The organism is Komagataeibacter xylinus (genome assembly GCF_031081985.1).
Classification (GTDB): Bacteria; Pseudomonadota; Alphaproteobacteria; order Acetobacterales; family Acetobacteraceae; genus Komagataeibacter; species Komagataeibacter xylinus_E.
In genome coordinates, this window is the sequence record NZ_JARWSK010000004.1 from 354,716 (window position 1) to 380,832 (window position 26,117).

30 protein-coding genes are annotated in these 26,117 nt (G+C 65.5%); 23 read left to right on the forward strand and 7 right to left on the reverse strand.

The annotated features are described in order from the left end of the window. Window positions 1-43: 43 nt before the first annotated feature. The gene (locus QEG70_RS09840) at window positions 44-1,984 is read right to left on the reverse strand and encodes an OPT family oligopeptide transporter (protein ID WP_308720492.1); all 1,941 of its coding nucleotides are present in this window, start codon (window positions 1,982-1,984) and stop codon (window positions 44-46) included. Window positions 1,985-1,993: 9 nt separating this feature from the next. Beyond that, on the reverse strand, window positions 1,994-2,572 hold the full coding sequence (locus tag QEG70_RS09845; RefSeq protein WP_308720493.1) for a hypothetical protein: 579 nt from the start codon (window positions 2,570-2,572) through the stop codon (window positions 1,994-1,996). A gap of 251 nt (window positions 2,573-2,823) precedes the next feature. Here QEG70_RS09845 and ispH point away from each other — a divergent pair, with 251 nt between their 5' ends. The 18 genes from ispH to leuB all read left to right on the forward strand — a co-directional run bounded on the left by ispH (window position 2,824) and on the right by leuB (window position 18,661). Further along, window positions 2,824-3,822, forward strand: coding sequence for a 4-hydroxy-3-methylbut-2-enyl diphosphate reductase (gene ispH / locus QEG70_RS09850; RefSeq protein ID WP_308720494.1), 999 nt, complete (start codon window positions 2,824-2,826; stop codon window positions 3,820-3,822). Between the two features lie 13 nt (window positions 3,823-3,835). Then, the gene (locus QEG70_RS09855; protein ID WP_308720495.1) at window positions 3,836-4,807 is read left to right on the forward strand and encodes a homoserine kinase; all 972 of its coding nucleotides are present in this window, start codon (window positions 3,836-3,838) and stop codon (window positions 4,805-4,807) included. Next, window positions 4,804-5,304: a ribonuclease HI gene (rnhA, locus tag QEG70_RS09860; protein WP_308720496.1), complete on the forward strand. Its 501-nt coding sequence runs from the start codon at window positions 4,804-4,806 to the stop codon at window positions 5,302-5,304. Before QEG70_RS09855 ends, rnhA begins: the two co-directional genes overlap by 4 nt. Continuing rightward, window positions 5,301-6,023 (forward strand): ABC transporter ATP-binding protein, encoded by a 723-nt coding sequence (locus QEG70_RS09865; RefSeq protein ID WP_308720497.1) that lies wholly within the window; start codon window positions 5,301-5,303, stop codon window positions 6,021-6,023. The genes rnhA and QEG70_RS09865 overlap by 4 nt, the downstream gene beginning before the upstream one ends. A gap of 214 nt (window positions 6,024-6,237) precedes the next feature. Further along, the gene (locus tag QEG70_RS09870; RefSeq protein ID WP_308720498.1) at window positions 6,238-7,017 is read left to right on the forward strand and encodes an ABC transporter permease; all 780 of its coding nucleotides are present in this window, start codon (window positions 6,238-6,240) and stop codon (window positions 7,015-7,017) included. 98 nt (window positions 7,018-7,115) lie between these two features. Further along, complete coding sequence (locus tag QEG70_RS09875) at window positions 7,116-8,021, forward strand: nucleoside hydrolase (RefSeq protein ID WP_308720499.1); 906 nt, start codon at window positions 7,116-7,118, stop codon at window positions 8,019-8,021. 182 nt (window positions 8,022-8,203) lie between these two features. Beyond that, a complete protein-coding gene (gene pstC, locus QEG70_RS09880) occupies window positions 8,204-9,166 on the forward strand; it encodes a phosphate ABC transporter permease subunit PstC (RefSeq protein WP_308720500.1) in 963 nt (320 codons plus the stop codon). 7 nt (window positions 9,167-9,173) lie between these two features. Then, window positions 9,174-10,076, forward strand: a complete 903-nt coding sequence (gene pstA / locus QEG70_RS09885) for a phosphate ABC transporter permease PstA (protein WP_374762587.1) — start codon at window positions 9,174-9,176, stop codon at window positions 10,074-10,076. Next, a complete protein-coding gene (gene pstB, locus QEG70_RS09890) occupies window positions 10,073-10,858 on the forward strand; it encodes a phosphate ABC transporter ATP-binding protein PstB (RefSeq protein ID WP_308720502.1) in 786 nt (261 codons plus the stop codon). Before pstA ends, pstB begins: the two co-directional genes overlap by 4 nt. Before the next feature lie 147 nt (window positions 10,859-11,005). Further along, window positions 11,006-11,539 (forward strand): Spy/CpxP family protein refolding chaperone, encoded by a 534-nt coding sequence (locus QEG70_RS09895; protein ID WP_308720503.1) that lies wholly within the window; start codon window positions 11,006-11,008, stop codon window positions 11,537-11,539. A 196-nt stretch (window positions 11,540-11,735) separates the two neighbouring features. After that, window positions 11,736-13,130 carry a signal recognition particle protein gene (ffh, locus tag QEG70_RS09900; protein ID WP_308720504.1) on the forward strand — a complete coding sequence of 465 codons (1,395 nt, stop codon included), beginning with the start codon at window positions 11,736-11,738 and terminating at the stop codon, window positions 13,128-13,130. A gap of 57 nt (window positions 13,131-13,187) precedes the next feature. Then, the gene (gene rpsP, locus QEG70_RS09905) at window positions 13,188-13,532 is read left to right on the forward strand and encodes a 30S ribosomal protein S16 (RefSeq protein ID WP_010506467.1); all 345 of its coding nucleotides are present in this window, start codon (window positions 13,188-13,190) and stop codon (window positions 13,530-13,532) included. 40 nt (window positions 13,533-13,572) lie between these two features. Next, window positions 13,573-14,124 (forward strand): ribosome maturation factor RimM, encoded by a 552-nt coding sequence (rimM, locus tag QEG70_RS09910; RefSeq protein WP_308720505.1) that lies wholly within the window; start codon window positions 13,573-13,575, stop codon window positions 14,122-14,124. Further along, the gene (trmD, locus tag QEG70_RS09915; RefSeq protein WP_308720506.1) at window positions 14,121-14,867 is read left to right on the forward strand and encodes a tRNA (guanosine(37)-N1)-methyltransferase TrmD; all 747 of its coding nucleotides are present in this window, start codon (window positions 14,121-14,123) and stop codon (window positions 14,865-14,867) included. Before rimM ends, trmD begins: the two co-directional genes overlap by 4 nt. A 31-nt stretch (window positions 14,868-14,898) precedes the next feature. Continuing rightward, entirely contained in the window at window positions 14,899-15,294 is a 396-nt protein-coding gene (gene rplS, locus QEG70_RS09920) for a 50S ribosomal protein L19 (RefSeq protein WP_130730553.1), read from the forward strand. Window positions 15,295-15,431: 137 nt separating this feature from the next. Beyond that, window positions 15,432-16,835 (forward strand): 3-isopropylmalate dehydratase large subunit, encoded by a 1,404-nt coding sequence (gene leuC, locus QEG70_RS09925; protein WP_308720507.1) that lies wholly within the window; start codon window positions 15,432-15,434, stop codon window positions 16,833-16,835. Window positions 16,836-16,837: 2 nt separating this feature from the next. Then, entirely contained in the window at window positions 16,838-17,461 is a 624-nt protein-coding gene (gene leuD, locus QEG70_RS09930; protein WP_308720508.1) for a 3-isopropylmalate dehydratase small subunit, read from the forward strand. A gap of 81 nt (window positions 17,462-17,542) precedes the next feature. After that, window positions 17,543-18,661: a 3-isopropylmalate dehydrogenase gene (leuB, locus tag QEG70_RS09935; protein WP_308720509.1), complete on the forward strand. Its 1,119-nt coding sequence runs from the start codon at window positions 17,543-17,545 to the stop codon at window positions 18,659-18,661. 153 nt (window positions 18,662-18,814) lie between these two features. Here leuB and QEG70_RS09940 read toward each other — a convergent pair whose 3' ends face one another. The 4 genes from QEG70_RS09940 to def are packed head-to-tail and all read right to left on the reverse strand — an operon-like array spanning window position 18,815 to window position 21,264. Beyond that, a complete protein-coding gene (locus QEG70_RS09940) occupies window positions 18,815-19,552 on the reverse strand; it encodes a response regulator (protein ID WP_159262292.1) in 738 nt (245 codons plus the stop codon). Next, window positions 19,549-20,097, reverse strand: a complete 549-nt coding sequence (locus tag QEG70_RS09945; protein ID WP_308720510.1) for a MarR family winged helix-turn-helix transcriptional regulator — start codon at window positions 20,095-20,097, stop codon at window positions 19,549-19,551. Before QEG70_RS09945 ends, QEG70_RS09940 begins: the two co-directional genes overlap by 4 nt. 16 nt (window positions 20,098-20,113) lie before the next feature. Further along, complete coding sequence (locus QEG70_RS09950; RefSeq protein ID WP_308720511.1) at window positions 20,114-20,737, reverse strand: COQ9 family protein; 624 nt, start codon at window positions 20,735-20,737, stop codon at window positions 20,114-20,116. Further along, window positions 20,734-21,264 (reverse strand): peptide deformylase, encoded by a 531-nt coding sequence (gene def, locus QEG70_RS09955; protein WP_308720512.1) that lies wholly within the window; start codon window positions 21,262-21,264, stop codon window positions 20,734-20,736. The genes QEG70_RS09950 and def overlap by 4 nt, the downstream gene beginning before the upstream one ends. Window positions 21,265-21,503: 239 nt before the next feature. Between def and rpsU the strand changes: the two genes are divergently transcribed. Both rpsU and QEG70_RS09965 read left to right on the forward strand, forming a co-directional pair. Continuing rightward, complete coding sequence (gene rpsU / locus QEG70_RS09960; protein WP_010506446.1) at window positions 21,504-21,707, forward strand: 30S ribosomal protein S21; 204 nt, start codon at window positions 21,504-21,506, stop codon at window positions 21,705-21,707. An 89-nt stretch (window positions 21,708-21,796) separates the two neighbouring features. Next, a complete protein-coding gene (locus QEG70_RS09965; RefSeq protein WP_308720513.1) occupies window positions 21,797-23,176 on the forward strand; it encodes a sensor histidine kinase in 1,380 nt (459 codons plus the stop codon). A gap of 24 nt (window positions 23,177-23,200) precedes the next feature. Here the strand turns inward: QEG70_RS09965 and QEG70_RS09970 are convergent, their stop codons facing one another. Continuing rightward, on the reverse strand, window positions 23,201-23,770 hold the full coding sequence (locus tag QEG70_RS09970; RefSeq protein WP_061272137.1) for an outer membrane protein assembly factor BamE: 570 nt from the start codon (window positions 23,768-23,770) through the stop codon (window positions 23,201-23,203). 184 nt (window positions 23,771-23,954) lie between these two features. On the opposite strand from QEG70_RS09970, the gene QEG70_RS09975 reads away from it, so the two are divergent. The 3 genes from QEG70_RS09975 to plsX all read left to right on the forward strand — a co-directional run bounded on the left by QEG70_RS09975 (window position 23,955) and on the right by plsX (window position 26,115). Further along, window positions 23,955-24,485 (forward strand): YceD family protein, encoded by a 531-nt coding sequence (locus QEG70_RS09975; RefSeq protein ID WP_308720514.1) that lies wholly within the window; start codon window positions 23,955-23,957, stop codon window positions 24,483-24,485. A gap of 171 nt (window positions 24,486-24,656) precedes the next feature. After that, the gene (rpmF, locus tag QEG70_RS09980; RefSeq protein ID WP_010506434.1) at window positions 24,657-24,860 is read left to right on the forward strand and encodes a 50S ribosomal protein L32; all 204 of its coding nucleotides are present in this window, start codon (window positions 24,657-24,659) and stop codon (window positions 24,858-24,860) included. A gap of 166 nt (window positions 24,861-25,026) precedes the next feature. Next, a complete protein-coding gene (gene plsX / locus QEG70_RS09985) occupies window positions 25,027-26,115 on the forward strand; it encodes a phosphate acyltransferase PlsX (RefSeq protein WP_308720515.1) in 1,089 nt (362 codons plus the stop codon). The last annotated feature ends 2 nt before the right edge of the window (window positions 26,116-26,117 follow it).

The window sequence follows — 26,117 nt, forward strand, 5'->3', positions numbered from 1 at the left end:
AGGGTGCCACGGAAAGCGGGCCTGCGTCCATGCCCCCCTCGGGTTATTGGTCTGCGTTGCCTTGTTGCGCGCGGGCAAACCACAGGCATAACGCGGCAAAGGCCACAAGCCCCGCCAGTTCGGGCAGCGTGTCGCCCATGGCCATGGGCCGCAGCGAGAGCGGCGCGTCACGCCCGCTTGCAGCCGACAGGCAGGCCAGCACCACCCCGGTCAGGCTCTCGCCCACGATCAGGCCCGAGGCGACCATGGTGCCCTGATGGCCGCCAGCCCCCTTGGTCAGCCGGGTCATGACATGGCCGAGCAGCGCACCCACGGCCAGCGTCATGGAAATGCTCATGGGCAGGTAGATGCCAATGCCCACGGCCAGCGGCGGCAGCGCGCCGCGCCCGCTGCGGCGCAGGGCGGCATCGAGCGCAATCAGCCCGCAGCCCGCGGCAACTCCCAGCCCCAGCATGCTCCAGTCAAGCTGATGGAGGAAAATGCCCGATGTAATCATGAGCAGCAGCGCAGGCTGCGGGGCGGCCAGCGCCCGGGTCGGGTCCATGCCCGCATGCGGCATGGCGCCCACGAAGCCATAGGTCTGGTACAGCACGTTGAGCACCGGCGGAATCACCAGCGCCCCGGTCACGCAGCCGATCAGCAGCGCGATTTCCTGTCGCCATGGCGTGGCATTCACCATGCGGCCGGTTTTCAGGTCCTGCAGGTTGTCATTGGCAATGGCGGCGGAGGCGGTGATGGCGGTCAGCGCATACAGGCAGAACCCGATGGTGAAATGCTGCCCCTGTGCTCCTGCAAACAGCCCCACCGCCCGCAGCGCCACGAACACGCAGGCCAGGCACATCGCGGCAAGGATGATAACGCCCGACAGCGGCGAGGAGGATGACCCTACCAGCCCCGCCATGTAGCCGCACGCCGCCGCCACAAACAGCCCCAGCCCAAGGCAGCACGCAAGCCCGGCAAGGGCTGCCACCAGCGCCGATGTCAGCCCGGCGGGGGCGGCGAAAGTTACGAACATGCCGCCAATCGTCACGACCACCAGCCCGGCTATAGCCAGCATGGCCCGCGGCGAGAGGTCGGTATCGGTGCGTGCGGGTGCCCCTGCCGTTGCGGGCGGGCGCACCAGCAGCCCGCGCAGGCTGCCCAGCAGCGGGCGGCCCATGCGCAGCACGGTCCAGATGGCGGCAACGCCAATCAGCCCCACGCCGATGAAACGCGCCTTGTCCTTCCATATCTGCGTGGCGAAATCATCCGCTGGCAGGCCCGAAGGGTGCGGCACAAGGTGCGCCATGACGGGAATGGCGATCTCCCACGTCAGCAGCGCGCCCAGCAGCATGGCCAGTCCGCCTTCCAGCCCCACGAGGTAACCGGCGCCCAGCAGCGCTGGCGAAAAACCGAGCGAGAACCGGAAGGCCGAAAGCCCGCAGGTAAGCGATGTCGTGATCCCGTCGCCCAGCAGCCGCAGCCCCGCCGAGGCGAAGGTGAAGATGCTTGCAAGGATGCCGCCGCGCAGCAGCGCGCGCAGGCCGCCGGGGCTTTCGCCATGGTGGCCCGCGCGCAGGATCTCGGCTGCGGCCACCCCTTCGGGGAAGGGCAGGGTCGGGTCGGCGAGCATGACCCGGCGCAGCGGGATGGTGAACAGCACCCCCGTCATGCCGCCCGCTGCCGTGAGTACGGCTGTCTGCACAAAGGGAAAGCGTTGCCAGAACCCGGCCATGACCAGCGCGGGCAGGCTGGCAAATACGCACGACAGCGTGCCCGCCGCCGAGGCCTGGGTCTGGACGAGGTTGTTCTCGAGGATGGTGCCGCCGCCGAGCAGGCGCAGCACCGCCATGGAAATGACGGCGGCGGGGATGGAGGTCGCCACCGTCAGCCCCACCCGCAGGCCCAGATAGATATTGGACGCGGTGAAGACGACCGTGATCAGCGCGCCGATCACCACGCCGCGCCAGGTCAGTTCCTTCGTGTCTGCTGCGCGGTCGGGCACGGGGCGGCCTTACATCTTGTGGAAGGTGGGCATGACAAGATGGGCGCGGTTGAAGTCAAGCTGCGCCTTGGTGAGCTGGAAGCCGATCTCGATATGGTACTGGTCACTGTGGATATGGCGCGACACCGGCAGCGTGATGGGAATGTTGCGGGTGTGGGTCAGGTCCTGCATGCGCCCGTCATCAAACGAGACATGGGCTACGAATTCCTTCTTGCTCTTGATCTCGCCATTGAACACCACCGCCACGAAATACGGGATGTTGACGAAATTGACGTTCGAGGCCGGGCCACGCTCGACATGCAGGCCAATCTTCATGTTGGTCATTACGGTGCGGTGCTGGCCATCTTCGCACGAGCCAACCACGCGTGTGAGGCTGGCACGGGCCACGAGGTGGGTCACGTCGTGGTCATTGCCGGTGTACTGGTAGTAATCCGCTGCCTCGCCCGGAATTTCCACCACCGGGCAGGCCGGGGCAAAATCGATCGAATCGGATTCGCCCTCGCACGCGCCCAGCAGGGACAGGCCCGCGACCGTGCAGATTTTCAGGGCATTGCGCCACAGGCGCGGCGACACAGGGGCAGGGATCATGCGGGCGTTCCGGCTAGGTCAGGTGTGGATGAAGCCCCACGGCGCGGGCATGGCGTGGGGCGGGATATGCAGGCGGCGGAGCGAGGGGGGAGGACAGGCATGGCAGAATACGTTAGGATGAACGGGAAAATGGCTTGCGCCATTGCCGTGGTTTGCGTAGGGCCGGGTCCATCGCTCGGGATGCCGGCGCCGCAACTGTAGCAGATCGCGGCCCGTATCCTATACCGCCCGCCGGATGTTTGGGGAACACCATGCCCGACCAGATGATTCATACGCCCGATAATATCGCCGCCGATGCCCCGCCCCGCGTGCTCAAGGTGCTGCTCGCAGGCCCCCGCGGCTTCTGCGCGGGTGTCGATCGTGCCATCCGCGTGGTGGAGGAAGCGATCCGCCGCTACGGCGCGCCGGTCTATGTCCGCCACGAGATCGTGCATAACCGCACCGTGGTCGAGGCGCTCGAGGCGCAGGGCGCGATCTTTGTCGAGGAACTCGATGAAGTGCCCGCCGATGGCCAGGTCGTGTTCTCGGCCCATGGCGTGCCCAAGACCGTGCCGGCCGAGGCCATGCGCCGCAACCTGCTTTACCTCGATGCCACCTGCCCGCTGGTCTCGAAAGTGCACCGCGAGGCCGAGCGCCATTTCGCCGATGGCGGGCCGGAAAGCCGCCATATCCTGATGATCGGCCACGCTGGCCACCCGGAGGTCGTGGGCACCATGGGCCAGTTGCCCGTGGGCGCCGTCACCCTCATCAACGATGCCGAAGAAGCCCGCACCGTCCAGCCGGCCGACCCCTCACGCCTTGCCTTCATCACCCAGACCACGCTCTCGGTTGATGATACGGCGGAGATCGTGGACATCCTGCGCGAGCGCTTCCCGCTGATCGAAGGCCCGCGCCGCGAGGATATCTGCTACGCCACCACCAACCGGCAGGAAGCGGTCAAGGCCATCGCGCCGGGCTGTGACCTGGTGATCGTGATCGGCTCGCCCAACTCGTCGAACTCGCAGCGCCTGCGCGAGGTGGCCGAGCGCTCGGGCGCGCCGCGCGCCCTGCTGGTGCCGCGCCTGAACGCGCTGGACTGGTCGGCGCTTGATGGCGTGTCCACGCTGGGCATTACCGCTGGCGCCTCCGCCCCGGAATCGCTGGTGCAGGAAATGGTGGCGGCCCTGGCCAAGCGCTTCACGCTCGAGATCGAGGAAATCACCGTGAAGGAAGAAAACGTGGCCTTCCGCCTGCCGGCACCGCTGGGCTGATCCGTACCGTCACATGGCAGTCTATACCGAAGTGCCGGACGATGCGCTGGCTGCGTTTCTCGAAGGCTATGACATCGGCAGGCCCATCGCCTGCCACGGCATTGCGGAAGGGGTGGAGAACAGCAATTTCCTGCTGAAGACCACCGAGGCCACCTTTATCCTGACGCTGTACGAGCGCCGGGTGAACCCTGAGGAACTGCCATGGTTCCTCGGGCTGATGCAGTATCTGGCCGCGCGTGGGCTGTCCTGCCCGCTGCCCGTGGCCGACCGCGAGGGCCGCACGCTGCGTGAACTGTGCGGCAGGCCCGCTGCCATCACCACCTTCCTGCCCGGCAAGGGGGCCGTGGCGGTGGATGTGGATATGTGCGCGCAGGTGGGCACCGCCATGGCGCGGCTGCACCTGCTGGGCGAGGGGTTTGTTGCCGAGCGCCCCAACTCCATGGGGCCGCAGGCATGGACCGGGCTGCTTGATGCCTGCCGGGCGCGCGGTGATGAACTGCGGCCCGGTCTGGTACGTGACGTGGATGCGGTTCTGGCCCGCGTGCTGCCCGCATGGCCGGGGGTGGGCAACAACCCGACCCTGCCGCGTGGGCAGATCCATGCCGACCTGTTCCCCGATAACGTGTTTTTCCGTGACGGCGCGCTTTCAGGCATCATCGATTTCTATTTCGCCTGCACCGACTGGTATGCCTACGATCTGGCCATTACCATCAATGCCTGGTGTTTCGATGCCGACCACCGCTTCGTGCCCGCGCGGGCAGCGGCCATGATTGCGGCCTACCGCCATGTGCGCCCGCTGGAAGAGGCGGAAGACGCGGCCCTGACCACGCTGGCCACGGGGGCGGCCATCCGCTTTACGCTCACCCGGCTGTATGACTGGATCAACACACCGCCCGATGCGCTGGTCACGCGCAAGAACCCGCTTGATTATCTGGCGCGCATGGAATTCTTTGCCGCCCATCTGGGTCAGGAATTCCCTGCATGAGCGAAGACACATCTCCGGCCGACGTGGTGCAGCCTACGACCGATCTGGTTGAAATCTGGACCGATGGCGGCTGCAAACCCAATCCCGGCCCCGGTGGCTGGGGGGCGCTTCTGTGCTTTCGCGGGCAGGAGCGTGAACTCTCGGGCGGCGAGGCGGAGACCACCAACAACCGCATGGAACTCACCGCCGCTGCCGAGGCGCTCGAGGCCCTCAAGCGCCCCTGCCGCGTGGTGCTGCATACCGATAGCGAATACGTGCGCAATGGCATTACCCGCTGGAGCACCGGTTGGGTGCGGCGCAAGTGGCGCAATGCCGCGGGCGACCCGGTGGCCAACATGGACCTGTGGCGGCGGCTGCTCGATATCAGCGCAAGGCACGAGATCGAATGGAAATGGGTGCGCGGCCATTCGGGTGATGTGAATAACGAGCGCGTGGACCAGATGGCCACCGCCGCGCGTGACGCGCTGGGCATCGCCTACCCCAAACGTAAAAAATGACGCCGCCCCCCGGCATCCGGCTTGAAGGCGTCGGGCTGGACTATGGCAACGCCCCGCTGTTTCGCGGGCTGGACCTGCTTCTGGCCGCCGGGCACATGACCGTGCTGCTTGGCGCAAGCGGGGTGGGCAAGACCTCGCTGCTGCGCATGATCGGTGGACTGGCCGTGCCGGATTACGGGCGCATCGTGGCTGATGATGGCCTGCCCCTTGCGGGCAGGGTGGCATGGATGGGCCAGCAGGACCTGCTGCTGCCCTGGGCCAGCGTGCTTGATAACGTGACACTGGGCGCGCGCCTGCGTGGCGAGCGGCCTGATCTGGAACGCGCGCGCCATCTGCTGGACTGTGTGGGGCTGGCCGACCAGGCGGGCGTGCTGCCTGCCGCCCTGTCGGGTGGCATGCGCCAGCGCGCGGCCCTCGCGCGGGTGCTGTATGAAGATCGCCCCGTGGTGCTGATGGATGAACCCTTTTCCGCGCTCGACAGCATCACGCGCGCGCGCATGCAGGATCTGGCCGGGCGCATGCTGGCCGGGCGCACCGTGGTGCTGATCACCCATGACCCGCTCGAGGCCTGCCGCCTGGCCAACGCCATGCTGCTCATGGCAGGCAACCCCGCCACCCTTGCGCATCTGGACGTGCCCGCGGGCGCCACGCCGCGCCCGGTCGATGCCCCGGCGGTGCTGTCCGCGCAGGCCAGCCTGCTGCGGCGGATGATGCAATGACACGTCTCGCCTATTCCCGCGCCATGATGGTGGTCCGTTTGCACTTTTCATCGGCTGCGGGGGAGAGCGTCATGAGACGGCGTATTTTCTCTTCGGTAGGGGGAGCACGGGTAATGACAGGATTCATCTCTCCCCATGCCATGCAGGTCCGGTGTCCGGTCTCTGATGCATCGGTGCTGCCCGCGCCGTCATGCTGGCGGAGGGGGAAGGGATCATGACCCGCCCGGCTTCCCATCGTGTCATGGCGGTGCTGCGCCCGGTGGTGACCTGTGCCGGGCTGGTGGCCCTGTGGGGGGCGCTGGCACGGTGGGGGCATGTGCCGCCCTACATGCTGCCCGCGCCCGATGCGGTGGCCCGCGCCCTGTGGTCGGGCCGTGCCCAGCTTGAACCGGCGGCCGTGACCACGCTGGAGGAAACGCTGCTCGGCCTTGGCATCGGCATCGGAGCCGGCAGCGCGCTTGCCATCGGTATGGCGCTGTGGGCGCCGCTGCGGCGATGGGTCATGCCGATGGTGCTGCTCAGCCAGGCCGTGCCGGTTTTCGCGCTCGCGCCGCTACTGGTGCTGTGGTTCGGATTCGGCATGGCATCCAAGGTGGTGATGGCGGTGCTGGTCATCTTCTTTCCCGTCACATCAGCGCTTGGCGATGGCCTGCGCCAGACCGAGGCGGGGTGGATGGACCTGGCCCGCACCATGGGGGCCACGCGCTGGCGCGTGCTGGTGCATATACGCCTGCCCGCCGCCATGCCCGCCTTTGCCACCGGCGTGCGCATGGCCACGGCCATCGCGCCCATCGGGGCGGTGGTGGGGGAGTGGGTGGGGGCGTCCTCCGGCCTCGGCTTTCTCATGCAGACGGCGAACACCCGCTTCCAGACCGACCTCATGTTTGCAGCCCTCGCGGTGCTGGCCGCGATGACTGTGCTGCTGTGGTGGGGGGTGGACAGGCTTGTGGCGCGGGCACTGTACTGGCGGCCAGCCCATGCGGACATTGATTAAATAACGGCTTTTTACCCCACCCGGCAGGCCATGGTTGACTGAACTGTTGTAACAGGCCACCACCGACACACCGCGCAACCCAGCAGGACAGGATGCCCATGACACGCCCCATCATTCTTGATCTGACACCCGGCGCGCAGGCAGCGGCAACCTTGCTGGCGGCCCTGCAGTTGCCTACGCATGTGCGCCTGGCGGGCGTGCTGTTCAGCGGTGAGGCCACGGAGGTCGGGGTTGCCATGGCCCATGCGCGCGACATGCTCGACCAGCACGGCCTGGCGGATGTGGGCGTCTACGCTGGCGCACCCGGCCCGATGGTGCCGCCTTATGGCGCAGGGCGCAGCCTGCCCGCAGGCAATGACGGGCTGGGGGCTGCCCATCTGGTGCAGGCCATACGCGCCTGCCCGCCCGATAGCGTGAGCGTGTGCTGTAGCGGCCCGCTGAGCACGCTGGCCCTTGCCCTGGTGCAGGCGCCCGATGTGGCGGGGCATCTGCATGGCGTGGTCATGGCAGGCGGCGCCTTTCATGTGCCGGGCAATGTGACAACGGTGGCCGAGCGCAATATCGCAGCCGACCCCGAGGCCGCGTCCGTCGTGCTGGGGATGGACGTGCCGGTCACGCTCGTGCCGCTTGATTGCACCACCCGCTTCGTGGCCGATGCGGTGTGGATGGAGCCGCTCGCCGCCATGGGCCACGATCCGGCCTCGGTCGCGGGCCGGGTGCATGCTGATCTGGTGGCTGCCCGCATGGGCCGTGGCGGCGGCAACGGGGTGGATCTGGCGCTGGCAGCCGCCACGCCCCTGCTGGCGCTGGTCGCACCCGCCCTGTTCAGCGGCCATCTGGCGCATGTGGCGGTGGAATGCCGGGGCACCTTCACCCGTGGCATGACCGTAATCCAGCTTCCCCAGCATGCAGGCGGGCAACCCAATGCGCTGGTGCTCGAGCGGATGTCGGTTGATGCGGCGCGTGGCGTGCTGCGTGACCTGCTGCGGGCCGCGGTGAAATGACGCGGGCCATATGCCGCCGGAATTGCACAAAAATACAACGATGTGGCGCAAACTTCGCCCTCGGGCGCTCATGACGGTTGCAGAACTGCCTTCCGGTCCAGTATTGGTCCCGGCATTCCGGTGTGCCTGCGGGCGCGAATGTTGAGAACTTTGATGCGTGTGGCGGCACGGAGGTCTTCTGTATGGAGCGGTCTGCAACATCCCCTTCGGCCCTGACCGGGGCGGCAAAGGGAAACGGGGATGCCGTATTCGCCGCCATTGTCCGCTGTAGCGCAGCCCTGATCCTGCTGGGGCTGGGCGGCATGGTTGCCGTCATGGCCTGGGGCGCGCGCGGCGCGTTTGCCAGATTCGGGCCGGGCTTCGTGTTCGACAAGGCGTGGAATCCCGTCACCCAGCATTTCGGGGCGGCCGCGCCCATGTTCGGCACGGTCATCACCGCGCTGCTGGCCATCGTGCTGGCCGTGCCGCTGGCCTTCGGCATTGCCGTATGGCTGACCGAGATCGCCTCGGCGCGTATCGCGGGCATTATCGGCACGCTCATCCAGCTTCTGGCCGCCGTGCCGTCCATCATTTTTGGCATGTGGGGCTTTGCAGTGTTGGTGCCGTTCATGGCGCATTATGTCGAGCCGCTGGCCAGCCACACGCTGGGCCGGGTGCCGGGCCTCGGCACGCTGTTCCGTGGCGCGCCCTATGGCACCGGCTTCCTCACCGGCGGCATGATCCTCGCGGTCATGATCACGCCGTTCATCTGCGCCGTGATGCGCGATGTGTTCCTGTCCATCCCCGCCGTGCTGAAGGAAAGCGCCTACGGGCTGGGCATGACGCGATGGGAGGTAGTGCGCCGCATCATCCTGCCGTGGTCGCGTTCCTCGGTGGTGGGCGGCGTGATGCTGGGGCTGGGCCGCGCGCTGGGCGAGACGATGGCCATCACCTTCGTGATCGGCAACGCCAATCATATCGGCTGGTCGCTGTTCTCGCCGGGCAACACCATCGCCTCGCTCATCGCCCTCGAATTCCCCGAGAGTGCGGTGGGCAGCCTCAAATTTTCCTCCCTCATGGCAGCCGGGTTCCTGCTCATGCTGATCTCCCTTGGCACGCTGGTCTGTTCGCGGCTGCTGCTGCGCACCAAAGCGGCGGGCCGCTGACATGACTATGCATACGACCACCCCCGCCGCGCAGGCGGCCCCGTGTGCCGGCGCGCGCTGGCAGGGCAACGGCGTGTCCGACATCCGCCGCCGGATGGTGGACCGCGTGGCCACCGCCCTGTGCTGGGCGGCGACCGTGCTGGTGCTGCTCATGCTGTTTTCCATCCTGTTCGTGCTGGTGCGCAACGGGGTGGGGGGGCTGCGCTGGGTCACGTTCGTGCACGTGACCCTGCCGCCGGGGCAGGCGGGGGGGCTGGCCAACGCCATCGTGGGCAGCCTGATCCAGACCGGGCTGGCCGTGCTGATCGGGGCGCCCGTGGGGCTTCTGGTGGGCATCTACCTTGCCGAGTTCACGGCCACTGACGGGAAGCTGATCAATTTTGTCCGCTTCGTGTCGGACCTGCTGCTTTCGGCCCCGTCCATTCTGGTGGGGCTGTTCATCTACATGATCGTGGTGGTGCCGAGCGGGCATTTTTCGGGCATTGCCGGGGCGCTGGCACTGTCCATGCTGGTGGTGCCCGTAGTGGTGCGCACCACCGAGGACATGCTGCGCCTCGTGCCGCTGGCCATGCGCGAGGCGGCGATTGCGCTGGGCGCGCCCCGGTGGCGGATGATCCTGTTCGTGTGCCTGCGCGCCGCGCGCGAGGGGGTGGCGACGGGCATCCTGCTGGCGCTGGCCCGCGTATCGGGCGAGACGGCGCCGCTTTTGTTCACCTCGCTGGGCAACATGAACTGGTCGATAGCCCCCGGCAAACCCATGGCCAGCCTGCCGGTCACCATCTACCAGTATGCGGGTGCGGCCTATGCGGACTGGACCGCGCTGGCCTGGACCGGCGCGCTGCTGATTACAACGGGCATCCTGATGATCAACATAACCGTGCGGCTGGGGCTGGGACGTAACAGGAAATGAACATGACAGTCGCGCACAATGATGCCGTGCCCGCAGCGATCTCGGTGCGGAACCTCGATTTCTATTACGGTGCGCACCATGCGCTCAAGGATATATCGATCGACTTCCCGCAAGGGCAGGTGACGGGCATGATCGGGCCTTCGGGCTGCGGCAAGTCCACGCTGCTGCGCGTGCTCAACCGCATGTATGACCTCTATCCCGGCCAGCGCGCCACGGGGGAGGTGATCTTTGATGGCTGCAACATCATCGGCCCGAAGGTGAACCTCAACGTGCTGCGCTCGCGCGTGGGCATGGTGTTCCAGAAGCCCACGCCCTTCCCCATGTCGATCTATGACAACATCGCCTTTGGCGTGCGGCTGCATGAACGGCTCGACCGCGCGGCGATGGAGGCGCGGGTGGAAGACGTGCTCAGGCGCGTGGCCCTGTGGCCCGAGGTGCGCGACCGGCTGCGCGATTCGGCGGCAGCCCTTTCGGGCGGGCAGCAGCAGCGCCTGTGCATTGCGCGCACCATCGCCACCCGCCCCGAGGTGGTGCTGCTCGATGAGCCGACCAGCGCGCTCGACCCGGTCTCGACCGCGCGCATTGAGGAGCTGCTTGATGAGCTGAAGGCCGATTTCACCATCGCCATCGTCACCCACAACCTGCAGCAGGCGGCGCGCTGCGCCGACCAGGTGGCGTTCTTCTACATGGGCGAGGTGGTGGAGGTGGATAGTGCCGACCGCATGTTCACCACGCCCCGTGAAAAGCGCACGCAGGATTATATTACAGGGCGTTTTGGCTAGCCGCGCGCCCTGGCCTTACATTTTGTAGCAAGTTTGCCCCTGTTGAACCGGATGGGGTGATGTAGCGTTGCGTTTACAGGCCTTGTATCAGCCGCAGGCTGCATGCAGGGTATGAAGCAGGTTATAACAGGAGTAGACTTGGTTCCCATGATGAAGAAACTGATTCTCGCTGCCACGATCGTCGGCGGTATGGCAACCGGCCTTTCCGGTCAGGCTTTTGCAAAGCATCACCACGGCCCGCCGCCGCCGCCGGGTGGCTGTGGCATGATGGCTGGCCCGATGGGCGGCCCGGGTGGCGGTGCCTATGGCATGCCGTTCCTTGGCAACGTGCAGCTGACCTCGGCCCAGCACAAGAAGCTGCAGGCGATCCTGAAGGACAGCCACCCCGATTTCCATGCCGACATGGAGCAGGAGCATGGGCTGCACAAGCAGATCCAGGCCCTGCTCGTGGCACCGGGCAAGGTTGATGAATCCCAGATCGTTGGCCTGCAGCAGCAGATCACGGCCATCCACCAGCGCCATGAAGCCGCCCGCCTGCAGACGGCCATCCGCATCCACGATATCCTGACGGCTGACCAGCTCAACCAGATCCGTGCGACGCAGGACAAGATCGACAGCCTGCACGAGCAGCTGCGCGCGCTGACCGCGCCCCCGCAGCCGCCCGAAGACGGCAAGAAGTAAGACCCGCCTGCCTGCCCCGCGCAGGCATGGAGGAAAAGAGCGGCTGCCCGGCCCCGTGCCCGGCAGCCGTTTTTTGTTGCGGAGTCTCCGCAATGCTTGACACGCGGGGGCAGGGCGCGATACATCCGCCGGACTAATCAGGCACGTCACTTCGCGAGGGTTCGCGCAGTGGCGCGTCTACTTTTGGGGAAATACGTTGTTCGAGACGCTGTCAGGCAAGCTTTCCGGTGTGTTCGATGGTCTTGCCAAGCGCGGGGCCCTGTCGGAAGCAGATGTTACGGAAGCAATGCGCGAAGTGCGTCTGGCCATGCTGGATGCCGACGTGGCGCTGCCTGTCGTCAAGGATTTCGTCAACAAGGTGCGTGAACGCGCGGTAGGCCATGAGGTGCTCGACAGCATCTCGCCCGGCCAGGCCGTTGCCAAGATCGTCAATGATGCGCTGATCGATGCCCTTGGCGGTGCTGGCGCGGTTCCCCTCAACCTGAATGCCGCCCCGCCGGTGCCGATCCTGATGGTCGGCCTGCAGGGCTCGGGCAAGACCACCACATCGGGCAAGATCGCCCGTCGCCTCGCCCAGCGCGAGCGCAAGAAGGTGCTGCTCGCGAGCCTTGATACCCAGCGCCCCGCCGCCCAGTTGCAGCTTGCCCAGCTGGCCGAGCGCGCGGGTGTGACCTCGCTGCCCATCATCGCAGGCCAGACGCCGGTACAGATTGCCGAGCGCGCCATGGATACGGGTCGCCGCGAGGGGTATGACATCGTCATCCTCGATACCGCAGGCCGCCTGTCCATTGATGAAGCGCTGATGGACGAGGTCCGCGCCATCCGTGCCGCGACCGACCCGGCGGAGACGCTGCTCGTCGTCGATGCCATGACCGGGCAGGACGCGGTCAACACCGCCAAGGCGTTCAACGAGGCGGTGGGTGTGACCGGCGTGGTCATGACCCGCATGGATGGCGATGCCCGTGGCGGTGCCGCCCTGTCCATGCGTGCGATCACGGGTGCGCCGATCAAGCTGACCGGCTCGGGCGAGAAGCTCGATGCCCTTGAGGAATTCCACCCCGAGCGTGTTGCCGGCCGTATCCTCGGCCTTGGCGACATCGCGGGCCTGGTGGAAAAGGCGGCCGATACCCTCGATCATGAGGAAAGCGAGAAGCTTGCCCTCAAGATGATGCAGGGCAAGTTCGATCTGGATGACTACGCAGCCCAGATCCGCCAGATCAACAAGATGGGGTCCATTTCCGGCATTCTGGGCATGCTGCCGGGCATGGGCAAGCTGAAGGACGCGCTGGGCGACAAGGAGCTTGATACCTCCGTGCTCAAGCGCCATCAGGCCATCATTTCATCCATGACCAGCAAGGAGCGGCGCACGCCCTCCATCATCAAGGCCTCGCGCAAGAAGCGCATCGCCGCCGGGTCAGGTACGACCGTGCAGGAGATCAACCGTCTGCTCAAGCAGTATGACGCCATGGCCTCCATGATGAAGCGGTTCAGCAAGTTGGGCGTGAAGGGACTGATGCGTCAGGGTCTGTCCGCACTCATGCCAAACGGGGGTCGCCCCCCGGGCGGCGGCGGGCGGCCACCTTTCGGCTGAGCCTGAGCGTCGTTCCCGTTTTTCTTTTTGTCTTTCTACTGTCTGGAGAAATCTTAAATGAGCCTCAAGATCCGTCTCGCCCGCGCAGGTGCCAAGAAGCGCCCCTACTACCACATTGTCGTGGCTGACAGCCGCTCCCCGCGTGATGGCCGCTTCATTGAGCGCGTGGGTTCGTACAACCCGATGCTGCCGTCCGACCACGCTGACCGCGTGCGCCTGGTTGCCGAGCGCATCACGCACTGGCTGTCCAACGGCGCGCTGCCGACCGACCGCGTGGCCCGCTTCCTTGGCAACGCTGGCCTGGCACCGAAGCCGACCTGGAACGAGCAGCCCAAGAAGTCCGCGCCCAAGAAGCGCGCGCAGGAGCGTGCCGCCGCCGCTGCCGAAGCAGCCGCAGCGTAACTGACGCGATAGACAGGCAGGAAAGGCAGGCAGTCATCCCATGAACCGCGATCAGGTCCTGATGGGTGTGGTGGGTCGTCCGCATGGCGTGCGGGGGCTTGTGCATGTGCACAGCTACACCGCCGTGGCGGAAGATCTGGCCACCTATGACGGGCTGGTCGATGATCTGGGCCGCCCGTGGCGGCTGACATGGCATGGCAATGGCATTGCCCGGCTGCACGATGCGGCAGGCAATGCCATTGACAGCCGTGAGGCCGCCCAGCAGATGGTCAACCGCAAGCTGTACGTGCCGCGCACCAGCCTGCCCGAACCCGATGCGGACGAATTCTACTTCGCCGATCTGGTCGGGCTGGAAGCGCGCGAGCAGGGCAGCGGGCGGGTGATCGGGCGCGTGATGGCCGTGCATGACTATGGTGCAGGCACCAGCCTTGAAATCGATGGGGCAGGGGGCAACATCCTGCTGCCGTTCACCGAAGGCTGCGTGCCGGTGGTGAATGTGCGCGCAGGCTGGATTGAGGTCTGCCTGCCCGACGAGATCGAGGTTCCGGTCGAATGCTTCCCCGGCACGGCCAGCGCGGATGATGCGCCATGACGTGGCAGGCAACGGCGCTGACGCTGTTCCCCGCCATGTTCCCCGGAACCTTGGGGCAGTCACTGGCCGGGCGCGCGCTCGAGCGTGGCATCTGGTCACTGGATGCGCGCGACATGCGTGAATACGGGCTGGGGCGGCACCGGGTGGTGGATGACACGCCGTTTGGCGGCGGCGCGGGCATGGTCATGCGGCCTGACGTGGTGGCTGCGGCCATTGCCGATATCGACCGCGCCGGTCGCCCGCTGGTGTATCCCACGCCGCGTGGTCGCCCGCTGGCGCAGGCCGATATCCGCCGTTACGCGGCGGGGCCGGGCGTTGTGGTGCTGTGTGGCCGCTACGAAGGGGTGGATGAGCGCGTGCTCGAAGCCTCTGGCGCCGAACAGGTCTCGATCGGGGATTATATCCTCTCGGGCGGGGAAGTGGCGGCAACGGTGCTGCTTGATGCCTGCGTGCGGCTGCTGCCGGGCGTGATGGGATCGGGCGAGAGCGCGGTTGAGGAAAGCTTTGCCGACGGCCTGCTTGAATATCCGCTTTATACCAAGCCGGCGCAATGGGACGGGCGCGACGTGCCCGAGGTCCTGCTGTCCGGTCATCATGCCGCGATCGCCAAATGGCGGCACGCGGCATCCGAGACGGTGACGCAGGCGCGTCGGCCGGACCTGTGGGCGGCCTACCAGGCCCGCACGGGTCAAGACACTCCCCGGACTACAGGCCCCCGTGCCGATGTGGACCGGCTGAACTGAACATGAAATCCTATCGAACGAGGACCGGATCATGAACGTTATCCAGAAATACGAGGCGGAAGAGATCGCCCGCCTTACCGCCATCCGCGCGGTGCCCGAATTCGCGCCCGGCGACACCGTGCGCGTTGGTGTGGAAGTGGTTGAAGGCACCCGCAAGCGCGTGCAGAACTACGAAGGCGTGGTCATTGCCCGCTCCAACAAGGGCCTGAACAGCAACTTCACCGTGCGCAAGATTTCCAACGGTGAAGGCGTGGAGCGCGTGTTCCCGCTGTACTCCCCCACCATTGCCGAGATCGCCGTGGTGCGCCGTGGCGTTGTGCGCCGCGCGAAGCTGTATTACCTGCGTGGCCGTCGCGGCAAGTCCGCCCGTATTGCCGAGCGCAAGCGCGAAGTGGCCGCACCCGCCGCGACCGCAGCAGCCGAGTAATACGCCGACCCTTCGCCCGTTTCCTGCCGCATGGTGGAAACGGGCGAACCGTTTCATGCAAGATTTTCCGGCTGCCTGTCGCGTGCGTTGCCTGCGCGTGATGGCGGCCTGTTTCCGTCCGGGAGAGGATAAGCAAGATGGCCCCGCGCACATTGTTCGACAAGATATGGGACAGCCATGTGGTCGAAACCCTTCCGGACAAGACGGCCATCCTCTACATCGATCGCCATCTCGTGCATGAAGTCACGAGCCCGCAGGCGTTTGAGGGCCTGCGCCTGAGCGGCCGCCGCCTGCGCCACCCGGATGCAACAATTGCGGTGGTGGACCATAACGTGCCCACATCCGACCGCACCCAGCCCATCGAGGAGGCGGAAAGCCGCAACCAGATCGAAACGCTCGAGCGCAACGTGAAGGAATTCGGCGTGCCGTATTTCCCGCTGCTCTCGGCGCGGCAGGGCATCGTGCATGTGGTCGGCCCCGAGCAGGGCATCTCGCTGCCGGGCATGACCATCGTGTGCGGCGACAGCCATACCTCCACCCATGGCGCGATGGGGGCGCTGGCATTCGGCATCGGCACGTCCGAGGTCGAGCATGTGATGGCCACCCAGACCATCCTGCAAAAGCCCGCCAAGAACATGAAGGTCGTGGTCGAGGGGCAGGTTGGCCCCGGTGTCACCGCCAAGGACATCATGCTCGCCATCATCGGGCATATCGGTACGGCGGGTGGCACGGGGCATGTGATCGAATTCGCGGGCTCGGCCATCCGCGAACTCGACATGGCGGGCCGCATGACGATCTGCAATATGTCGATCGAGGCCGGTGCCCGCGCGGGGCTGGTGGCCCCTGACGAGACCACGTTCGAATACGTGCGCGGCCGCCCGTTTGCGCCAAAAGGCGAAGCGTTTGACGAGGCCGTGGCCTACTGGAAGACGCTGGCTGCGGATGAAGGGGCGCATTACGACCGTGTGGTCGAGCTGCGCGCCGAGGACATCACCCCCGTGCTGACCTGGGGCACCAGCCCCGAGACGGTCATCCCCGTTACCGGCACCGTGCCCGACCCGGCAGCCGAGGCCGATCCCGGCAAGCGTGCCCAGATGCAGCGCATGCTTGACTATATGGGGCTTGAAGCGGGCCAGAAAATTGCGGGCACGCCGGTTGATGTCGTGTTTATCGGCTCGTGCACCAACAGCCGCATCGAGGACCTGCGTGCCGCCGCCGCCATTGCGGCAGGCCGCAAGGTGGCTGAGGGCGTGCGGGCGATGATCGTGCCCGGATCGGGCATCGTGAAGGCGCAGGCAGAAGAGGAAGGGCTGGACAAGGTTTTTCTTGAAGCTGGTTTTGAGTGGCGCGAGGCCGGGTGCTCCATGTGCCTGGGCATGAACCCCGACCGGCTGACGCCGGGGCAGCGCTGTGCCTCCACGTCCAATCGTAATTTTGAGGGCAGGCAGGGCCCCGGCGGGCGCACGCACCTGCTCTCGCCCGCCATGGCGGCTGCTGCTGCCGTGACCGGATGCCTGACCGATGTGCGGGAGCTGATCTGAAAATGGATAAATTCACTGTTCTGTCGGCCGTGGCGGCCCCGCTGCCTGAAGAAAACATCGACACCGACAAGATCATCCCCGCGCGCTTTCTCAAGACCACAAAGCGCACCGGGTTGGGCGTGCACGCGTTTGACAGCATGCGCTACCGCGCGGACGGATCGGAGAACCCGGATTTCGTGCTGAATCAGGAGCCTTACCGCAAGGCGGAGATCCTGATTACGTATGACAATCTGGGCTGCGGCTCCTCACGCGAGCATGCGCCTTGGGCGCTACTGGATTTTGGCATCCGCTGCGTGATTGCGCCGTCATTTGCCGATATTTTCCATAACAACTGCTTCAAGAACGGCATTTTGCCCATCGTGCTGCCGCATGATGTCTGCACGCAGTTGATGGAAGATGCCCGCATGGGTGGTAACGCGCGGCTGACCATCGACCTGCCCCGGCAGGTGGTGGTGCGGCCCGATGGCACCGAGGTGCCGTTCACTGTCGATCCGCTGCGCAAGAAGCTGCTGCTTGAAGGGCTGGACGATATTGGCCAGACGCTGCAGCACGAGAAGGAAATCACCACCTTCGAGGAACGCCGCGCCAAGGCCCAGCCGTGGATTCCGCGCATCGTGCTCGATTGAGCGGGCAGGGCGGTTCCTGCCGCCCGCAGCCGCACGGCAAAAAGCATTTAACAAACCGATTGAAACCGGATGGAAAACGTCATGTCCGCACCCAAGAAGCTCCTGATCCTGCCTGGCGATGGCATTGGCCCCGAGATCATGAACGAGGTCCGCCGCATCATGGACTGGATGGCGCAGGCGCGTGGCATCCGCTTCGATGTGAGCGATGACCTTGTTGGCGGCGCGTCGCTTGCGGTGCATGGCCAGCCGATTACGCAGGAGGTGATCGATGCGGCGCGCGCGGCGGATGCCGTGCTGTTCGGCTCGGTGGGTGACCCGAAATGGGCATCGGCCGGGTTTGACCGCCGGCCCGAGATCGCGATTCTCAAGCTGCGGCAGGAACTTGGCCTGTTCGCCAACCTGCGCCCGGCCAAGGTGTTCGACTCGCTGGCCGATGCCAGCACCCTCAAGCCCGACGTGGTGCGCGGCCTCGACATCATGATCGTGCGCGAGACGGTGGGCGGCATCTATTTTGGCAACCCGCGCGGCATCGAGACCCTGGCCGATGGCACGCGTCGGGGCATCAACACCGAGGTTTACACCACGCCGGAAATCGAGCGCGTGGCCCGCGTGGCGTTTGAACTGGCCCGCAAGCGCGACAACCGCGTGTGCTCGGTCGAGAAATGCAACGTGATGGAAAGCGGCCTGTTGTGGAAAGAGGTCGTGACCGACCTGCATGCGCGCGAATACCCTGATGTGCAGTTGACCCACATGCTGGCCGATAACTGCGCCATGCAGCTTGTGCGCAACCCGCGCCAGTTTGATGTGATCGTGACAGGCAACCTGTTTGGCGACCTGCTGTCCGACCTGGCTTCGATGCTGACCGGCAGCCTTGGCATGCTCCCTTCGGCCACGCTGGGCGCCAAGGGCGAGGATGGCCGCATGCCCGCGCTGTATGAGCCGATCCATGGCAGCGCGCCCGACATTGCGGGGCAGGGCAAGGCCAACCCGCTGGCACAGATCCTCTCGTTTGCCATGCTGCTGCGCTACTCGTTCGACATGCAGGACGATGCAGCCCTGATCGAACAGGCTGTCTCGAACGTGCTCGACCGTGGCCTGCGCACGCCCGACATCATGAGTGCGGGCAAGACGGAAGTGAATACTGCAGGCATGGGCACCGCCGTGGTGGAAGAACTCGCGCGGCTGAACAAGGCGGGCTGATCCGCGCCCCTGACAGGAAAGCCCGGCATGATGTTCATGCCGGGCTTTTTATTTAAGATAACGAATAAAAGTTTTTGGGTGCCGCCTTTTTTCAAAAAAGCGGCGTTCTTTGAAGCTTTTTGAAAAAAGCTTCACCAAAAACTTTTATCTTTTTTACAGTCCCGGCTTGAGCACGTAGCCCTTGCCGCGCACGGTCTGCAAAAAGCGTGGCTCCTTGGGGTCGGGCTCGATACGGCGGCGCAGGCGCGTGACCTGCACATCCACCGCGCGTTCGCCAATTTCCTCCATGTCCAGCGTGGTGGCGATGGCGGTGCGCGAGAGGATCTCGTTGGGATGGCGGGCCAGCACCGAGAGCAGCGCCGATTCGCCGCCCGTCAGGTGCACGATTCCCTCCGCATTCGATAACAGTCCCCGCACGGGGTCGAACTCCAGCTCGCCCAGCCGCACGATGCGCAGGTTGCTGCTTGGCGCAGGCGGCACGAAGCGGCGCAGATGCGCCTTGAGCCGCAGCAGCAGTTCACGCGGCTCGAACGGCTTGGCCAGATAGTCATCGGCCCCGGCTTCGAGGCCGATGATCCGGTCTTCCGGCTCGCCCCGTGCCGTGAGCAGCAGGATGGGAAAGTTCAGGTTGTCGCGCCGTAGTTCGCGGGTCAGTTCCAGCCCGTTTTCCCCCGGCATGGTAATGTCGAGCACCAGCGCATCGGGCTGCATGAAGCCGAGCACCTGCCGCGCCTCCTGCGCCGAGCACGCGGCGCTGACCCGAAAGCCCTGTTCGCTGAGGTAACGGTGCAGCAGGCGGCGCAGGCGCGGATCATCATCCACCACGACGACATGGGCATCCATGATCATGCTGTCGCGGGGGAGGGCGGAATCGCAGGCCGTCTGGATCATGAAGAACTCCGGTCAGGAGGGTGAAGGGCATCGGTGGATACGCCGGGCATGGCCGATTCGTCTATCAGGCCGCGCATGACGCGGCGAAAACCATCAACCGCCCGGCCCCCCGCGTTGCGATATACCCGTAGCAGCACTTCACGTTGCAGCGAAAAGAGCCGGTTTTCAATCTCCGCTCCACGCGCGCTCAGGTACAGGCAGCGCCGCCTGCGGTCCTGTGGCGTGGTTTCGTGGCGCAGCAGGCCATGGGCCACCAGTTCGCCCAGCGTGCGGCTCATGCTCTGCTTGGTAATGCCCAGCACATCAAGCAGCGCGCCCACGGCAATGCCCGGCTGCAGCGCCACGGTCTGCATGATGCGGTAATGGGCGTGGCCCAGGCCGTATTCCTGCAGGGCCGGGTCAATCACGTTGCCAAAGGCGCGGCAGGCCAGCAGGAGCAGTTCCTGCGCCTGGCGCATGTCCTCATCACGCAGGAACAGGAGTTCCACGCCCGCGCCCGCCATGGGGACCGGGCGCGCGGCAGGGGGCCGGGGCGGAGTGGTCATGGCAGGCGGGTGCGTGTCAGGCGATGCGGCCGGTCAGCCGGTTGCGCAGGCGGGTGATGCGCCCGATCTCGGCCAGCCTGCGGTCAAGGAATTCCTCCACCGAGGCCGGGTTGCCCCCGCGCGTGAGCCAGAACAGCAGGGTGGCAACATAGACCCCGCTCAGGCTCAGCCGCTTGGTCATGTAGGTAAAGCCGGTGGAGGAATCGCCCGCCGCCTCCCATATCGCATTGACGCTGCGGCCGAGCACATGGGCCAGGCTGCGGGCATGGGTGGGCACCAGCAGCACCGCCAGCGCCTGTTTTATGGCCGCGCGATGGGGGGCGGCGCGTTCGAGCCGGAACAGGATGGCCGCGCGCACCCGGCGGCTGATCTTGCGGCTGCGGAAGGTGTGGGCATGGCCCAGCATGTCGCGGTCCATCAGGTCGAAGCAGGCCGCGGCCAGTTCCGCCATGCCACCGGGAAAGAGCAGGTCCGAATCCGGCCCGGCGCATTGCCGCAGCAGATCGGGGGTCCAGGCATGGGTGCCAGCACGCGAATCGGCCAGGAAATGACGGAGCAGCGCATCACCTTGTGGTGAGTGCTGCATGGCGGGCGGATGCAGGCACGATGCCGCGCGCGCGACCAGGGCAGAAGGGTTCATGGGCGCTCTCCATAACGGGCCATTTCGCTGTCAAAGCCCATGCGGCCAAGGTTGGTCATGCGCATGGGGTAGAGGATTCCGTTCAGGTGGTCGTATTCGTGCTGCAGTACATTGGCCAGAAAGCCCGATGCAACGCCCTGTACCGCGTGCCCGTGCGCATCCAGCCCGCTATAGGCCACGCGGGCATGGCGCGGCACCCAGCCCCGCAGGCCGGGAATGGACAGGCAGCCCTCCAGCCGGTCCACCATCTCGTCGCCCACCGGCTCCAGCACGGGGTTGATCAGGGCGGAAGGCGGGCGTGGCGGGTCATCCTCGCCTGTGCTGCGCGCCAGCGGCACATGATAGACGAACAGCGCAAGGCCGTGATGCACCTGTGGGGCTGCGAGTCCTGCGCCCCCCGCATCCAGCATTGTCTCGATCATGTCGGCCACCAGCGCGCGAATGGCGGGGGCCTGCGTATCGGCCACCGGCTGCGTTGGTTGCAGCAGCACCGGATGGCCCATGCGGGCGATCTTGAGCAGCGTCATGCAGCGAAAGGCCTTCCTGTTTTAGGGAACATGTATATGACAGCGTTGGCGCGCAAAGCGCAGCACCAAAATTCATGCGCCCCGACATGCGGGAATGATTTGTGTTGCGCAGCGCGAGTGTGATATAGGTGCGGCCCGTTTGGGAATCGCACGAAGGGAATGGCCTCGGGCGGACGTTCCCCAAGTTTCAGTTTCATGGATCATCCATACCGGATGGCAGATCAGGAGTTGACGACCCAGTGCAGGTTCTCGTTCGTGACAACAATGTTGATCAGGCCCTCAAGGCCCTCAAGAAAAAAATGCAGCGTGAAGGTATCTTCCGCGAAATGAAGCTGCGTCGCCACTATGAAAAGCCGTCCGAGCGCAAGGCGCGCGAGGCAGCCGAGGCCGTGCGCCGCGCCCGCAAGATGGAGCGCAAGCGCCTCGAGCGTGAAGGCTTCTGATCCTTCGCGTATCGGAATACGGGTTATGACCCACAAAAAACCGGCTTCTGCAAGGAAGCCGGTTTTTTTGTGTCTGGAGAGGGAAAGCCATGGGCACGGACTCCGTATCTGAAGCCACGACCGGCTGGCGGCGGTGGCGGGGGCGGGTGGCGCGGCGCATCCTGCCGCGCTCGCTGCTGGGGCGGATGCTGCTGATCGGGTTCATCCCGCTGCTGGCCACGCAGGCCATCTCGCTTGAACTGTTTTATGGCAACTACCTGCAGATCGTCTCGCGCCGCCTGTCAGGCGACATGGCCACCACCATCTCCATGACGCTGGACATGCTCGAACGCTATCCGTCCGCCACCGATCGCAAGTGGATACTGGAGGATGCGGGCCGCAGGGCAGGGCTGGTCATGACCCTGCATGAGGGGGAGAGCCTGGAAAGGCGCGGCTCGAACCACGTGCTCGGCCCCATTGACGAGGACCTGGCGCGTGACCTGCAGGCCAGCGTGCGCTGGCCCACCTTTGTTGACTGGAAAAAAGCCCACCGCCGGGTCGTGATCCTGGTGCAGACGCCCATCGGCGTGCTGCAGGTCATTGCCCTGCGCAAGCGGCTGGATGTGGCGCCGGTGTGGCTGTTCGTGGCGTGGGCCTCGGGCAGCGCGCTGCTGCTGTTCCTGATCGCGGCGCTGTTCATGCGCAATCAGGTGCGTGCCATCCGCCGGCTGGCGCGGGCGGCGGAAGTGTTCGGGCTGGGGCGCGATACGGTGCCCATCGTGCCCGAAGGCGCGCAGGAAATCCGCAAGGCCGCCATCGCCTTCAACCGCATGCGCGACCGTATCAACCGCTTTGTGGAGCAGCGCACCACCGTGCTGGCCGGCGTCTCGCATGACCTGCGCACGCCGCTCACCCGCCTGCGGCTTTCACTGGCCATGTTCCCGCGCACCGGCATGGTCCGGGCCGAGGACCTCCAGCCCGATATTACCGACATGATCGGTGATATCGTGGAGATGGAGCACATGATCGAGGGGTATCTGTCGTTTGCGCGCGGCGAAGGGGCTGAAACGCCTTCGGTCATCCGGGTGGAGGACCTGTTCGAGGAAAGCGTTGCCGCCCTGCGCCGGGTGGGCGCGCAGGCCAGCATCGGGTTCGTTACCCCGCCGGAGCTGAGCATCATCGGCCGCAGCAACGCCCTGCGGCGCGTGCTGAACAACGTGGTGGAAAACGCGCGGCATCACGCCACCCGCATCGTGCTTTCAGCCGAGCGCGGGCGCAAGCAGGTGTTCCTGTATGTCGATGATAACGGCTGCGGGGTGGAGGAAGCCCGGCGCGAGAGCGTCTTCCGCGCCTTCGAGAGTGGCAAGGAAGGGGGCACGGGGCTTGGCCTGGCCATTGCGCGTGACATCATTCACGCCCATGGCGGCCATATCGGGCTGGAGGCCGGGCCGCTTGGTGGCGCGCGGGTCACGATAGAACTGCCAGCCTGAGCATGGGCCAGGCTGGCCGGGGCATCAGGGCAGGCTGTTGCCGGAGCCACCATGGCCGGGGCCACCGTTCATGCTGTTCATGGGGCCGGTGCTGCCGCCATAGGTGCTGCTCATCTGGCTGAGCGGGTTGTAGCGGCCCACATTGCCCAGGATCTGCTGCATGATGTTGATCTTGGTGCCCGGCGTGGGGGTCTTGCCCGGCATCATGGTCACGTAGCGGGCGTCATCCTTGTGCAGCGTGCGCAGGTTGCGCAGCACGCCTTCCTGGTCGAAGGTCAGCACCACCACTTCCTGCTTTTCCACCTGAGGGAAGCTGATGGGGGCCAGCACCTGCTTCATGGAAACGTAGAGCCATGTATTGTCATCAAACGTGGCATGGCCGGTGGGCGAGCCGAGCGCGTCCATCACGTCCGAGCGTGAGGTCTCGCCGACCTTGAGCTTGTTGTAGTCATCCGCCTCGACCAGCGAGCCGCGCTGCATGGTGCTTGGCTTGAAAACACTACATCCGGACAGCGCAATCCCCGCCCCGATGACAGCGCACGAAAACACGCGTAATGAACGGGAGCGGGGCTGGTTATCCTTGGGTGACCTCATGGTCGGGAAAATATCCTGAAATAGGGCAGGGCGCATATGCGGTTCGTCTTTCCGGTGCCCCATCGGGTAAATGAAGTCAATCACAGATCGCCCTGGTGGTGGAAAAACACCCCGCCAGCCCCATATTTTTACCATCATCGCAACACGGGCGCACCCCGTGGTCACATGTGCAGGAGTTAACGAGATGGATGCAGAATTTTCCCGCCCGCTGGCCGTGGGCCGCATCCCGGTCCAGGGCATGGAAACGGTGATCGAGGCGAAGGACGCCGAATGCAACGCGCTCGCCCGCCGTTTTGGCATTCCCGGCCTGCGCAACCTGTCATGCCGCTACCGGCTCAAGCCGGGGCCGGACGGGGAGGTGCTGGCCGAGGGCTGGCTGACTGCGCACGTTACGCAGGAATGCGTGGTCAGCCTCGAGCCGTTCGAGGATGTGATGGCAGAATCGTTTACCGTGCGCTGCATCCCTGCCGCGCGTTTTCGGGAGGACGACGAGGTCGATCCGTTTTCGATCGATGAAGTGCCCTATGAGCGCGATACCATCGACCTTGGCGAACTCGCGGCGGAAGAAGTTTCGCTCGCGCTCGATCCCTATCCGCACAAGCCCGGCTGCGCCATTCCGGCCGAATTTGCGGGCACGGACGAGGGAGTTGTGGAAGAAACCACGCGCAGGCAGCCTTTTTCCGCTCTGGCCGAGTTGAAAAAAAAGCAGAACTGACGCAAAGGAGGGGCGCGAGCGGGGGTGTCTCGCCATGAGTCGCGCACATAATCCCTTGTGCAAGTGCAAATGGTCTGCTAGAGCGCCCCCCTCAATTATTGATAACTGACCGGTGTAACGCCACGAGGGTGTGCCTGCCAGTTGTGATCCAGATCGGAGGGGCCCGGGCCCATGGCTGTACCCAAGAGAAAAACCTCGCCGTCCCGTCGTGGCATGCGTCGCAGCCACGCTGCGCTGAGTGTTCCGGCGCATGCGGAATGCTCCAACTGTGGCGAACTCAAGCGCCCGCATCATGTCTGCAGCCACTGCGGGCACTATGATGGCCGCGAAGTCGCTTCCGCCGGCAAGGCGCTGAAGACGGCGGTCCGCGCCTGATAACACGACGCCACAGGCGTTATTACCCGGTAACGGCGCGGCCCTGTTTGGTCGTGCCGGCGGGCTGGCCTCGGGCCGTCCTGTCCGGGTCGCGCGGGGAATATGATCTTTCCAAAGTGTATTCCCCGATCTTGCGCGTTCCTTTCTTACCCGGCACAAGACGAGCATGAGCGAGACAGGTTCCTCCTTTTCCGAGACTGGGCCTTACACCCTTGCCATTGACGGCATGGGCGGGGATGGTGGTCCGGAAGTTGTAGTGGCCGGACTGGCGATTGCGGCAGACCGACATCCTTCAGCCAGGATTCTTCTGGTTGGTGATGAGGCGACGTTGTCCGGCCTTCTGGCCCGCCATCCGCGCGCGGCCGCTATCTGCACGATCCGTCCGGCCAGTTCGGCCATTCCCATGGACATGAAGCCCACCGCAGCCCTGCGCGTGCGCGATTCCTCCATGCGGCTGGCCATGGATGCCGTAGCGCAGGGCGAGGCGCAGGGCGTTGTTTCCGCTGGCAACAGCGGGGCCATGCTGGCGCTGGCCAAGATCGTGGTCAAAACCCTTCCCGGCATTACCCGCCCGGCCATGGCCGCCATCAGCCCCACCACGCGGGGCGATGTGGTCATGCTCGACCTTGGCGCCAACGTCGCGTGCGACTGGCGCAACCTTGTCGAGTTCGCCATCATGGGCGAGGCCTTCGCCAAGGCGGTGCTCGGCCTGCCCGCGCCCACCATCGGGCTGCTCAATGTCGGCTCCGAGGAACTCAAGGGCGACGAGCGCCTGCGCCAGGCGGCTGACGTGCTGCGCAACAGCTCGCTCGCCCGCCAGTTCCATGGCTTTGTGGAAGGTCACGACATTACCGCAGGCACGACCGACGTGGTGGTGACCGATGGCTTTACCGGCAATGTCGCCCTGAAAACGGGCGAGGGCGCGCTGAAAATGGCGTTCACGCTGCTGCGGCAGGTCTTCACCTCGAGCCTGCTGGGCCGGATCGGCTATCTGCTGGTACGCCCCGGGCTTGAGCGGATGAAGGAATGGCTCGATCCGCGCCGCTACAATGGCGCGGTGTTCGTGGGGCTGAACGGGGTTGTGGTCAAGTCGCATGGCGGCACGGACGCCGAAGGCTTTGCCGCGGCGGTTGACGTGGCGGTGGACATGGTTACCCACAGCTTTACCGACAGCATCCGCGAGCGCCTCGCGCACATGGAAAGCCTCACCGCCGTCAAGGCGTCCGACCCGTCGCAGACGGTCCCTGCATCCTGATG